12 protein-coding genes are annotated in these 12,413 nt (G+C 65.3%); all 12 read left to right on the plus strand.

Features of this window, described 5'->3' with window-relative positions; all coding sequences use genetic code 11:
- Window positions 1–3: 3 nt before the first annotated feature.
- The 12 genes from AC1DSJ_RS10340 to AC1DSJ_RS10395 all read left to right on the plus strand — a co-directional run bounded on the left by AC1DSJ_RS10340 (window position 4) and on the right by AC1DSJ_RS10395 (window position 12,348).
- Complete coding sequence (locus tag AC1DSJ_RS10340; RefSeq protein ID WP_441371391.1) at window positions 4–1,239, plus strand: acyl-CoA dehydrogenase family protein; 1,236 nt, start codon at window positions 4–6, stop codon at window positions 1,237–1,239.
- A gap of 10 nt (window positions 1,240–1,249) precedes the next feature.
- Entirely contained in the window at window positions 1,250–2,050 is an 801-nt protein-coding gene (locus AC1DSJ_RS10345) for a methionine ABC transporter ATP-binding protein (protein WP_427951604.1), read from the plus strand.
- Window positions 2,050–2,712, plus strand: coding sequence for a methionine ABC transporter permease (locus AC1DSJ_RS10350; RefSeq protein WP_391568240.1), 663 nt, complete (start codon window positions 2,050–2,052; stop codon window positions 2,710–2,712). Before AC1DSJ_RS10345 ends, AC1DSJ_RS10350 begins: the two co-directional genes overlap by 1 nt.
- 16 nt (window positions 2,713–2,728) lie before the next feature.
- Window positions 2,729–3,553, plus strand: coding sequence for a MetQ/NlpA family ABC transporter substrate-binding protein (locus AC1DSJ_RS10355; protein ID WP_441371392.1), 825 nt, complete (start codon window positions 2,729–2,731; stop codon window positions 3,551–3,553).
- A gap of 19 nt (window positions 3,554–3,572) precedes the next feature.
- Window positions 3,573–4,478: an ATP-binding cassette domain-containing protein gene (locus AC1DSJ_RS10360; RefSeq protein WP_427951597.1), complete on the plus strand. Its 906-nt coding sequence runs from the start codon at window positions 3,573–3,575 to the stop codon at window positions 4,476–4,478.
- 66 nt (window positions 4,479–4,544) lie between these two features.
- Window positions 4,545–4,760 carry a TOBE domain-containing protein gene (locus tag AC1DSJ_RS10365; RefSeq protein ID WP_006227327.1) on the plus strand — a complete coding sequence of 72 codons (216 nt, stop codon included), beginning with the start codon at window positions 4,545–4,547 and terminating at the stop codon, window positions 4,758–4,760.
- Between the two features lie 120 nt (window positions 4,761–4,880).
- The gene (locus AC1DSJ_RS10370; RefSeq protein ID WP_441371393.1) at window positions 4,881–6,413 is read left to right on the plus strand and encodes a DUF3300 domain-containing protein; all 1,533 of its coding nucleotides are present in this window, start codon (window positions 4,881–4,883) and stop codon (window positions 6,411–6,413) included.
- Between the two features lie 5 nt (window positions 6,414–6,418).
- Window positions 6,419–7,291, plus strand: a complete 873-nt coding sequence (locus tag AC1DSJ_RS10375; RefSeq protein WP_342067469.1) for a DUF2950 family protein — start codon at window positions 6,419–6,421, stop codon at window positions 7,289–7,291.
- Window positions 7,292–7,466: 175 nt separating this feature from the next.
- Window positions 7,467–8,447, plus strand: coding sequence for a YVTN family beta-propeller repeat protein (locus AC1DSJ_RS10380; protein ID WP_054421177.1), 981 nt, complete (start codon window positions 7,467–7,469; stop codon window positions 8,445–8,447).
- A 118-nt stretch (window positions 8,448–8,565) separates the two neighbouring features.
- Window positions 8,566–9,306, plus strand: coding sequence for a polysaccharide deacetylase family protein (locus tag AC1DSJ_RS10385; protein ID WP_175170589.1), 741 nt, complete (start codon window positions 8,566–8,568; stop codon window positions 9,304–9,306).
- 2 nt (window positions 9,307–9,308) lie between these two features.
- On the plus strand, window positions 9,309–10,316 hold the full coding sequence (locus AC1DSJ_RS10390) for a sterol desaturase family protein (RefSeq protein WP_476760305.1): 1,008 nt from the start codon (window positions 9,309–9,311) through the stop codon (window positions 10,314–10,316).
- Between the two features lie 250 nt (window positions 10,317–10,566).
- Complete coding sequence (locus AC1DSJ_RS10395; protein WP_441371394.1) at window positions 10,567–12,348, plus strand: lipase family alpha/beta hydrolase; 1,782 nt, start codon at window positions 10,567–10,569, stop codon at window positions 12,346–12,348.
- Window positions 12,349–12,413 lie beyond the last annotated feature (65 nt).

A 12,413-nucleotide genomic window follows, 5' to 3' on the forward strand; every position in this document is an offset into this window, starting at 1 on the left:
ACCATGGCCAAGATTCAAGCCATACGAACAACATCCGTGGCGCAGGCCGCTGAAGCCGATGATGTCACTCCGGCGTTCTCCGCAGACCCGGCGCAGGCGCTGGAAACACTGGCGTCGCAGTTGGCCGCGACCGCTGTCGAGCGCGACCGGCAGGGCGGACACGCCGCGCACGAACGTGAACTGATTCGCGCGAGCGGCTTGCTGCGCTTGTCTGTGCCAACAGAATTTGGCGGCGCGGGCGCAAGCTGGTCCGCGGTGTTGGCGGCGGTGCGCCGCTTGGCCGAAGCCGACAGCGCCTTGGCGCACGTCTTTGGTTTTCACCATTTGCAAGTCGCCGGCGTACTGCTCTACGGCACGCCCGCACAGCACGCGTATTTCTTGAAACCCACCGTCGAACGCAATCTGTTCTGGGGCAATGCGCTGAACCCGCTGGACCGCCGCGTGGTTGCGCGCGCCGAACTGGATGGCTACCGCATCGACGGGGTGAAGAGTTTCAGCTCGGGCTCGGTGGGTTCGGATGTGCTGACGTTTTCTGCCTGGCACAAGGCGTCGGATACCGCGTTGATCGCGGCGGTGCCGACGCGGGCTGAGGGCATTACCGTAAACCCGGATTGGGATGCCTTCGGACAACGCCAGACCGATAGCGGCACGGTGCGTTTCGACCACGTCCGCCTGGAAGCCATTCAGGTGCTGCAAGCGCCGGGCGTGACGGCAACGCCACGCGCCACGCTGCGGTCGCAGGTGGCGCAGCTGATCATGACGAATCTGTACCTGGGGCTGGCGCGCGGCGCATTCCAGGAAGCGCGCCGCTATGTGCGCGAGGATGCGCGCGCGTGGTTTGCCGCAGGCGTGCAGCGCCATGCCGACGACCCGTATGTGCAGGAGCGCTTCGGCGAATTCTGGTTGCGCCTGCAAGCCGCAGAGGCCCTGACGGACCAGGCGGGTCTGGCGCTGGATGCCGCCTTGGAACGCGGCCCGTCCGTGACGGCGGACGAGCGCGGCCGGGTGGCGGTGGCGGGCGCACAAGCCAAGGTGCTGGCGCATCGCGCCGCGCTGGAAGTGGGGTCGGAATTGTTCGACGTCACCGGCGCCAGTTCCACCGCCGCGCGTTTCGGCTACGACCGCTTCTGGCGCAATGCGCGCGTGCACACGTTGCACGACCCGGTGGCCTACAAGGTCCGCGATCTGGGCCGCTACGCGCTGCTGGACCAGATTCCTGAACCCACCGCTTACTCCTGATGCCTTCCCGATGACCCAGATTTCTTCTCTTCCCAGCGCGCCGCAGACCGTGATCCGGCTGGACGCCGTCAGCAAGGCCTACGCCACGCGCGCGGGCCGCTTCGATGCCGTGCGCGATGTGTCCTTGTCGATTCGCGCGGGCGACACCTTCGGCATCATCGGCAAAAGCGGCGCGGGCAAGTCCACGCTGCTGCGCCTGATCAACCTGCTGGAACGGCCAGACGAAGGCGCGGTGCATGTGGCCGGCACGGAATTGACGGCGCTGCCCAAGCGCGCGCTGCGAGGCGCCCGGCAGAACATCGGCATGATCTTTCAGCAATTCAATCTGCTGCAAAACGAGACCGTGTTCGAGAACGTGGCCTTTGCATTGCGCGTGCATGGCGGACGCAGCCGCGAACAGATTGCGGCGCGCGTGCGCGACTGCCTGGACATCGTGGGCCTGACCGACAAGATCGCCAGCTACCCCGCGCAATTGTCGGGCGGCCAGAAGCAGCGCGTGGCGATCGCACGCGCCTTGGCCAGCGAGCCCGCGGTGCTGCTGTGCGACGAGCCCACTTCCGCGCTGGACCCCGAGACCACGCGTTCCGTGCTCGCCGTGCTGCGCGACATCAACAAGCGGCTGGGCGTGACGATTGTGATCGTCACACACGAACTCGCCGTCGTGCGCGCGCTATGCCGCCATGTGGCGGTGATGGAAGACGGCCGCGTGCTTGAGCAGGCAGAAATCTCGGGCGCCAACGTGCACCTGTCGTCCGCGCTGGGCCGCGAGCTCATCCGCGAGGCCACCCACCCGTATGAAGAGGTTGCGTAATGCTGGATACCTTTGTGCAGTTGCTGCCCGAACTGGGCGTGGCGGTTGGCCAGACGTTTCTGATGCTGGCCATCGCCTTGGCGGCGTCGATCCTGTTTGGCGGGCCGCTGGGCGTGCTGGTGTTTCTGACGGGGCCCGGCCAGTCGCTGGACCGTCCGGTGTTGCATCGGCTGCTGAGCTGGACGGTGAATACGGTGCGTTCGTTTCCGTTCATCATTTTGCTGGTGGCGCTGGTGCCGTTTACGCGTGTGATTGCGGGCACGTCGATCGGTCCCGTTGCGGCGGCGGTGCCGCTGTCTTTCGCGGCCATTCCTTACTTTGCCCGCCTGGTCGAGCAATGCCTGCGGGAAGTGCCGCGCGGCGTGATCGAGGCCGCCCATGCGGCCGGCGCGTCGGAGCTTCAGATTGTGCGGCGCGTGCTGCTCGTTGAGGCGCGCTCGGGCCTGGTGCTTGCCTTGACGGTGCTGGCCGTGAGCTTTCTTTCCTATTCGGCGGTGGCCGGCGTGGTGGGCGGCGGCGGCATCGGCGACCTGGCCATTCGCTACGGCTACTACCGCTTCCAGACCGACGTGATGGTGCTGACCGTGGCGCTGCTTGTCGTGCTGGTGCAAATCATTCAGGTAGCGGGCAATACCGTCGCGCGCCATATCGACAAGCGTTGAACGCTTGAGGACTCACATGTCATTCCCTCGACTTGCCCTGTTCGCGGCGCTGGCCGCGCTGACCCTCGGTGCGGCGCATGCCGCCGACCCCGCGAAGAAAGAAATCGTGTTCGGCGCCACGGCCGGGCCGTACAGCGACCAGATCAAACTTGGCATCAAGCCCATCCTGGAAAAGCAGGGCTACACGGTCAAGATCGTGGAATTCAACGACTACATCCAGCCCAACTTCGCGCTGGCGCAGGGCGCGTTGGACGCCAACGCGTTTCAGCACGAGGTGTATCTGAAGAACTTCGCGGCCAAGAACAAGCTGGCGCTGTCCGAGCTGGTGAAGGTGCCCACTGCGCCCATCGCCATCTACAGCAAGAAATACAATAGCGTGGACGCGGCGCCTGACGGCGTCACCGTGGCCTTGCCGAACGACCCGACCAATCAGGCGCGTGCGCTGGTGGTGTTGCAGGAGCTGGGCTGGGTGAAGCTGCGCGATGGCTACGACCCCTTGCAGGCGTCAGAAAAGGACGTGGCCGTGAACGTGAAGAAGATCAAGCTGATTCCGCTTGAAGCGGCGCAGTTGCCGCGTTCGCTGGACGACACCGATTACTCGTTTGTGAACGGCAACTTTGCGCTGGCCTCGGGCCTGAAGCTGACCTCGGCGCTGGCGCTGGAGAAGACCACGCCCACCTACCAGAACCTGGTCGCCGTGCGCACCGCGGATATCGGCAGGCCGTATGTGAAAGACATCGCGGCGGCTTACGCGTCGCGCGAATTCCTGGCGGTGACCGATAAGTCATTTGCGGGCTTCGTGAAGACCGATTATCAGCAAAAGCTGGAGGCGGCCCGCTAGGGTGGCGGCCGGCACGCTGATGTTCATCCCGCCGCAGGAGTTCGAGCTGTTGCAGCATCTGGAGGTGCCTGACCGGGCGCGGCGCGATGACGCGGACGCGCCCGTGGAGGAACCCGGCCGGCCGCTGCGCATCAGCCTGCGCAAGCTGGCCAAGCGGGATGGCGCGCGCGTCGTGCTCAATGGGCTGGATCTGGATATTGCCGCGGGCGAGTTCGTGGCCGTCGTGGGACGTGGCGGCGCGGGAAAGAGCAGGTTGCTGCGCATTCTGGCGGGTCTTGACCGGCCAAGCGGCGCGCAGGGGGGGCCGCCCACGCGTTCGCCCGTGCTGTTCGACAACTTTCCGCAATGGGCGTCCGACGAACGGGTGCGGCTGGTGTTTCCCGAAGACCGGCTGCTGCCGTGGAAGCGCGTGTGGCAGAACGTGGCGCTGGGTGTGCCGGGCGATGCGCGGGGCCGGGCGCTTGATGCGCTGCGGCAAGTGGGCTTGGCGGAACACGCCAGCGACTGGCCGGCGCAGTTGAATGCTGCGCAGCGCCAGCGCGTGGCGTTGGCGCGAGCGGTATTGCGCCGGCCCGGCCTGTTGTTGCTGGATGACCCGTTAAGCGGGCTGGATGCGTTGTCGCGCATCGACGCGCAAGCGCTGATCGAACAGGCGTGGCAGCGCGGCGGTTTTACGTCCGTGCTGGCCACGCGTGACGTGCACGAAGCCGTGGCGCTGGCCGATCGCATTGTGGTGATCGACGAGGGTGCGGTGATTTTTGACGAGCGCGTGGCATTGACGCGCCCGCGCGCACGCGGTTCCGCCGCTTTTGCCGCGCTGGCCGCGCGGGTGTTGCGCGCCATCTTGAAAGAAGCAGAGCCGCCGTTGACCGAGCGGCCGCTTGCGCCCGTGATTCAGATTCGGCATTTGCGGCTGGCGGTGTAGCGCCGTCAGTCATTTCCCTTTTACGTGGCGCCCCGGTGGCGCCGACCCTTTCATCAGGAGCAAGCCATGAGCATTCAATCCATCAACGCCCGTAACCAGTTCCGCGGCAAGATCAAGGAAATCATCCTGGGACCGGTGGTGTCCGAGGTAGACGTGGACACGCCGGCAGGTATCGTCACGTCCGTGATCACCACGCGTTCCGTGAAGGAACTGGACCTGCAAGTCGGCACCGAGGTGCTGGCCTTCGTCAAAGCCACCGAGGTGTCCGTCGCCAAACTGTAAGAAAGCGAGATTGGCGCCGGCGCTTCCCCTGCGCCGGCGTTAGGCATATATTGTCAGCGCGTTATCCGGCGGTTTCTTCCTGGTGTTCAGCTTCATGCGTTGCTACACGGAGAACGGTTCATGCGTCGACTGCAAAGGTGGTTCATCGGCTGGGTGTGCCTGGGGCTTGCAGTCTGCCTGCCCGCCGTGGCGCAGACCAAGCTGGACAATGGGCAGTTGGATCAGCTGATGGCGCCCGTGGCGCTGTACCCTGATTCGCTGCTGTCACAAATCCTGATGGGGGCCACGTACCCCGACGACATTGCCGCTGCGGCCAAATGGTCGGCGGCGCATACGTCCGAGTCGGGCGATGCGGCGGTCAAGGCGGTTGAAGGCGAAAGCTGGGACCCCAGCGTCAAATCCCTGGTGGCGTTTCCTTCCGTCATGGACATGATGGGGCGTCAGCCCGACTGGGTGAAATCCGTGGGCGACGCCTTCCTGGCGCAGCCGGACGGGGTGATGGATTCGGTTCAGCGGCTGCGCACGCAAGCGCAAAAGGCCGGCAACCTGAAGAGCACGCCGCAGCAGACGGTGAAGTCCACGACCACCGACACCAACAAGACGGTGGTGGTGATTGAGCCGGCCGACCCGCAAGTGGTCTATGTGCCCAGCTACAACCCGACGGTGGTGTACGGGGCGTGGTCCTATCCGTCGTATCCGCCTTATTACTATCCCCCGCCTCCGGGCTCGGTATTTGCGACCGCGCTTGTATCCGGCATCGGGTTTGGCCTGGGGGTGGCGGCCGTGAATTCGATGTGGGGCGGATTCAACTGGGGACACAACGACGTTGATATCGACGTGAACCGCTACAACAACATCAACGTCAATAACCGGATCGACAACGCCAGAAACAACAACGTGTCGTGGCAGCACAACCCGGCCAACCGCGGCAACACGCCCTATGCGGATGCGGGCAACCGCCAGCGTTTCGACAGCCAACGCCAGGCGGGTTTGCAGAACCGTCAGGCAGCGCAGGGTCAGAGGCAAGGGCAGGGGCTTGGGCAGAGCCAGGGCGGCCGCGCTGCCGGCGCCGCGCCCGCTGCGAATTCCCGGGAAGCCGCACGTGACCGCGCCGCGCAGTCTTTCGAGGGGCGCACGGGGCAATCGATAGCCGGTCATGAAGAACGGGGCGGGGCTCGCGGCCAAGGCGCAGCGGGCCGGGGCGGCGAGGGCGCAGCCGGGCGAGGCGGCGAGGGCGCCGCAGGTCGAGGCGGCCAGGCTGCGGCGGGCCGGGGTGGTGAGGGTGCGGCAGGCCGGGGCGGCGACGCCGCGGCGAGCCGTGGACAAGGCGCCAACGCAGGCGCCGGGCAAGGCTCCCGCGACCGGGCGCAAAGCGGCGCCACCCACACACCACGTTCTTCCAGCGTTTCCACGCAGGACCACCAGGCAGCGGCCCAACGCCAGCGCGCGGACGAATCCGCCGCCCGCGATCGTGCCCGCGCCTCCAACAGCAGCAGCGCGCTGCACGACGCCGGCAACGGCGACCGGATGCGCCAGCAGAGCCAACGCAGCGAGATGAATCGGGGCGGCGGCGGTGGCGGACATCGGGCTAGCGGCGGCGGCGGCGGACGTGCGGGTGGCGGCGGCGGCGGTCATTTCGGCGGCCGGAGGTAAGCACCATGGACAAGGGAGCTTTCATGACGAATGCCTGGGTTCGTGCCCGTACGCTAAGCGCCGCAACATTGTTGGCGCTGGGCTTGGCCGCGCCGGTGGCGGCGCAAAGCGTGTATCCGACGTCGCAGGCCGCGGCCGACGCCTTTGCCGACGCGCTGGCCACCAGCGATTCCGCCGCCATGGCCAAGGTGCTGGGGCCGAACCATAACCAGATCGTGCCGGGCGGCGTGGCGCAGGACGACATCTACCGATTCCTGTCGGCCTGGGCAAAGAAGCACGAGATCATCGCCGACGGCGGCCGTTCCTGGCTGGCGGTGGGAGATTCCGGCTGGACGATGCCCGTGCCGATCGTGCAGTCGGGCAAGGGCTGGCGTTTCGACCCGGCAGCGGGCAAAGCGGAAATTCAGCGCCGCACGATTGGCCGCAATGAATTGAGCGCCATCGAAGCCTTGAAGCAATTGCAGGCGGCGCAGACCCGGTACATGCAGGGCGTGGGCCAGGGCCGTTATGCGAGCCGCCTCGTCAGCCGGCCCGGCAGCATGGACGGCCTGTACTGGCCCGAAGTGCCCGGCGCGCCCGAGCAGGCGTTTGGGCCGGACGCACTCGTCATGGGGCCGGAAACGCCGGTGGCGGATGCCTATTCCGGTTATCGCTTCAAGGTGTTGCCGGGCAGCCAGGACACGGCATACCGCATCGTCGCGTGGCCCGCGCAGTACGGACGCACCGGCATCGGCACCTTTGTCATCGGACCGCAAGGCGGGGTGCTGGAATCGGACCTGGGGCCGTCATCCGCATCCCGTGCAGCGGCCTTGCGCGAACGCGATATCACCGCTGGCGCGTGGGTCGACGCCGACGCGCAACCCGTTGGAACCAAATGATTTTTTGGTGATTCGGGGGACGCTTCGGGCAGGGGTTGTTGCTGGACGGCAACAGGCGCATTCGTTTGTCGCCAAACCCCTGCTTGTTGCCCTTTTGAAAGGCCGCTGTGCCTAAAATGGCGACCATTGGGATCGGTGCCCGATCCTTACTTGCCGGACCTTGAAATTGAATCTCATGCATTTTGTCCGCTACGCCCTGGCAGGCGTGGGGATGGCGCTTAGCGCAGCGGCGGCATCGGCCCCGATTTTCGTCCTGAATTCCCTGGACGCCAATGTCAGCATCATCGACCCGGTCACCTACAAGGAAGTGCGGCGCGTGCCCACCGGCAAAGAGCCGCACCACCTGTACCTGACGCCTGATGAGAAGTCGCTGATGGTGGCCAACGCTACCGGCAACACCATCACGATGATGGACCCCAAGACGGGTGAAGTGCAGCGCACGCTGACCGGCATCGTCGACCCCTACCAGTTGCAGTTCTCGCCGGACATGAAGTGGTTCGTCACGGCGGCCAACCGCCTGGATCACATCGACATCTACGCCTGGCAGCCGCAGCAAAAGGGCGCCGAGCTGAAACTCGTCAAGCGCGTGCCGGCGGGCAAGACGCCCAGCCACATCATGATCGACAAGAAAAGCACCACGGCCTACGTGACGCTGCAAGACAGCGACCAGCTGATCGCCATCGATCTGGCCACGCAGACGCCCAAGTGGACGGTGTCGGTAGGCAAGACGCCGGCCGACGTGTTCCTGACGCCCGACCAGAAGACGCTGCTGGTGGCGCTGACGGGCGACTCCTTCGTCGAAGCCTATGACGTCAGCAACGGCCCGGCCAAGCTGGTCAAACGCATCCCGACTGCGGCCGGCGCACACGCGTTCCGCGCGCAGGGCGACAAGCGCCACCTGTTCGTCAGCAACCGCACCGCCAACTCCATCAGCCGCATCGACATGCAGACGCTGACGGTTGCCGACACGTTCCCCGTGCCGGGCGGCCCGGACTGCATGGACGTGCTGGCCGACGGCAAGACGCTGCTGGTCACGTCGCGCTGGGCGCGCAAGCTGACGGTGGTGGACCTGGAGCAGAAGAAGGTCGTGAACCAGGTGACGGTGGGCAAGTCGCCTCACGGCGTCTGGACGCTGAACCATGCGCCAACGCGTTAAAGGCCCCCACGCCGCGCCCGCTGTCGCGAGCATGCTGCCCCCCAAGGGGGCTTTTTCGCCTTGGGGCGGCCCGGCGGCGAAAAGCGTTCTGGCCATCTGTCTCGCTATTGCCGTCCCGATGGCAAACGCCGCCCCGGTGCAGGCCACCTGCGACAAACCCGTCTACCTGACGTTCGACACCGGCCACATGGGTGTTGCGCCGTTGATCGCCGACGTGCTCAACCGCCATCACGTGAAGGTCACGTTCTTCCTGGCCAACGAACGCACGAAGACCGAGGGCTCGAGCCTGGACGACGTGTGGGCGCCGTGGTGGAAGGCGCGCGCGGCCGAAGGCCACGCCTTTGGCTCGCACACCTATGACCACGTCTACTGGCAGGGCGACCTGCCCGGCGGCAAGTTCCGCGTGAAGCCCAGCGCCGGCCCCGACACGGGCAAGACGGCGCAGTGGACGGCCGAGCAGTACTGCGCCGAGATCAAGCGTTCCGCCACCCGTTTCCATCAGATGACGGGCCAGAACATGCTGCCGATCTACCGTGCGCCGGGCGGCAAGACCTCGCCCGCCTTGCTGAAGGCGGCCAAGGCCTGCGGTTACGAACACGTGGGCTGGGCGCCTGCCGGCTTCCTGGGCGATGAGTTGCCCAGCGACAAATTCCCCAATGCCAAGCTGCTGGACCAGGCGCTGCGCACCATCAAGCCCGGCGACATCCTGTTGGCGCATCTGGGCATCTGGTCGCGCCAGGACCCCTGGGCGCCCGCGGTGCTGGAGCCCTTGATTGTGGGCTTGCAGCAGAAGGGCTATTGTTTCGCTACCTTGAACACGCATCCCGCTTATCGCGATTGGATCGCTACGCATCATTGATTATGGATACGCTTAGTCAATTCTTCGGGGCTTGCCAGCAATGGCTCTTCGAGACGCTGATCCAGCCCGCTCTGTTCCATTTGGGGCTGAGCAACTTCATCGAAGACGGCTACGACGCCACCATGTGGCTGCTGGTCGGCCTGGTGCAGATCGCCGTTTTGGTGCTGGTGTTCGGCCCGCTGCAACGCCTGCGGCCCGTTGAAGCCGTCACTGACCGCCGCCAGATCGGCATCGACGTGCTCTACACGCTGATCCATCGCCTGGGCGTGTTCCGGCTGGCGCTGTTCTTCACGATCGATCCCTTCTGGGACAGCGTGTTCGGCCAGTTGCACATCTGGGGCTTTGCGCCGTTTCAGCTGGACCAGTACTGGCCCGGCGTTACCGACAAGGCCTGGGTCAGCCTGATCATCTACCTGCTGCTGTTTGACGCGGTCGATTATTTCTACCATCGCGCGCAGCATCGTTTCGGCTGGCTCTGGGCGCTGCACGCCGTGCATCACAGCCAACGCCAGATGACGATCTGGAGCGACRACCGCAACCACYTGCTSGACGACATGCTGCGCGACGTGCTGGTCGTGTTCGTGTCGCAACTGGTGGGCGTGCCGCCCGCGCAGTTCGTGATGGTGGTGGCCATTACTCAGCTGGCGCAAAGCTTTTCGCACGCCAACCTGCGCATGCACTTCGGCGCGATTGGCGAACGTTTGCTGGTCAGCCCGCGCTTTCACCGCCATCACCATTCCATCGCCTACGACGCCTCGTCGCCGGGGCCGGTGGGCGGCTACAACTTCGCCGCGCTGTTCCCCATCTGGGACGTGCTGTTCCGTACCGCCCGCTTCGGCGTGGGCTACGGCCCCACGGGCATCCACGATCAGCAGGCGGAATTGGGCGGGCGCGATTACGGCCGCAGCTTCTGGTCGCAGCAATGGCTGGGATTGAAACGCATGGTGGGCCGCGACCGCGAGCCCGCATCGGCGCCACCCGCGCCTCCTGGCGCGGCAGAACGCGCTTGAGTGCGCAACAGGTTGGTAGGGGCGACGCCATTTGGCGTCGCCTTTTTTTGTCTTTGGGGTGATGGGCGGGACGGAAAAAGCAGGACAGAAAAAGTGGGACTGAAAAAGCGTGACTAAGAAGTCGGGCTACGAATCAGAGTTCTCCAATAGTTTTTTTCTGGGGTTGATAGCACCCTGGCGCGTTGAGATTAGCTCGCGCAAGGCTACGCAGTCTTCCATGGCCATGTGCGCGCACACTTGGGAGCCCGCCATGACCGACAACGCCCCAACCGCACGGCGTTACGCCCCGATGTCTTTCGACGCCCGGGGCCAGCCCTTGTTCCACTGGAGACTCACGCCTACGGCCCTCTGCGATCCGGTCATCCTCCTGGTTCCGCCAGCTGCAATACTGCCGGTCATATTCATCCCGGGCATCATGGGGTCGAATCTGAAGTCAGCGCCAGATGCGGGCGAGGCCGGCGAACCGGTGTGGCGTCTGGATGCGGGTCTGGCAGGCAAGCCTTTGGGGCTGTTCAAGCGTTGGAGCGATGAGTACGCGGGTACACGCCAGACCGTTTTGCATCCCAAACGGGTCGCGGTGGACCCCGACGGAGCCGTCCCCGCACGGGGCGCGGGTTCCGTGATCGAACCTCCTGGCGAATCCGCGGCGCAACGCAAAGACGCGGTCATCGCCCGCTATCGTGAAAGAGGCTGGGGGGAGGTCAGCGAAAGCAGCTATCACGCGTTCTTGCTGTGGCTCGAAGACACCTTGAACAGCGCCTACCTGCCGCATCAGTGGCCGGCGTTCCAACTGAAGTCCATGCATCTGGACATGCCCGAGAATGGCTCGCCCCACCCGATCCTCAAGCCCGGGCTCGATGTGCCGCTGGCAGGGCTGGGTGAACGGCTTCTGCGTGAGTTGCCGCATCTGAAGACGGACGAGCTGTCGGCGCGTGCGGCGTACCGGATGCCGGTCCACGCGTTTGGCTACAACTGGCTTGAGGACAACGAAGACGCGGCGGCAAAACTGGCCGTGCGGATCAATGAGATACGACGCCAGTACGGCGGGAACTGCCAGCAAGTCATTCTGGTCACGCATTCCATGGGAGGGCTGGTGGCGCGTCGTTGTGCGCAGTTGCCTGGCATGGCCGACGTGATCGCGGGCGTGATGCATGGCGCTATGCCGACCAATGGCGCCCCGGTGGCGTACCGCCGATGCAAGGTGGGAATGCAGCAAGAAAGCGCGATGGCCGGCGCGGTGATCGGCAGGACCGGCAAGGAAGTCACCGCCGTCTTTGCCCAGGCGCCCGGTGCGCTGCAATTGCTGCCCACCAAGCGCTATGCATTGGGCTGGCTGCGCTTGCGGGACCAGCACTACGCGCCCGCCATGCCTGCCCGCCCCGAAGCGGACCCGTATGCCGAAATCTATCTGCGCCGTGATCGCTGGTGGGCGTTGCTGCGCGAGGAATGGCTGGCGCCGAAGGGTGGGGTCCCGTTTTTCTGGGAACAATATGCCCGGAACATTGGACTCGCGAAGCAGTTCCACCAAAAGGTAGACGGCGCCTATCACCCCAACACCTATGTGTATTACGGGGCGGACGATAAACAGCCAAGTTTCGAAACCATTACCTGGCAAATGCACCCTGGCCGAGGCTACCCGGAACACCCCCTGGGTGTGCCTCCGGACGCCTTTGTGGTATCCACCATGCAGATGGCGGATGTGCGGGATGAAGGGTCCAGCCCCGTGTACGTGGGGGGCAGGCGCGTTGAACGAGCCGCCGCGCTGAGAGGGGGTTGGCCGACCCAATTCATGGAAGTCAGCCATTGGGAATTGCACTGCTCCATGCAGGATGGCAGCGGCGACGGCACGGTTCCCGTCAGCTCGGGCAAGGCGCCTGCCATGCAGGCACGCGAGGGCCAGGTGCGGGCGCAAGTCGGCGTCACCGGCTTTGACCACGAGGGCGCATTCGGCGTCGTGCAGACGCGGCACTTCACCCTGTACAGCCTGATAAAGATTGCAGCCCAAGCCAAGCGTCCGCTATGCGCCGCCTGATCCCGCTGCTCTGCCTATTGTTGGGGCTGGCCGCTGGCGCGATGGCCCTATTCCACTTCAAGGAG

It is taken from the genome of Achromobacter sp. 01N37, assembly GCF_056399725.1.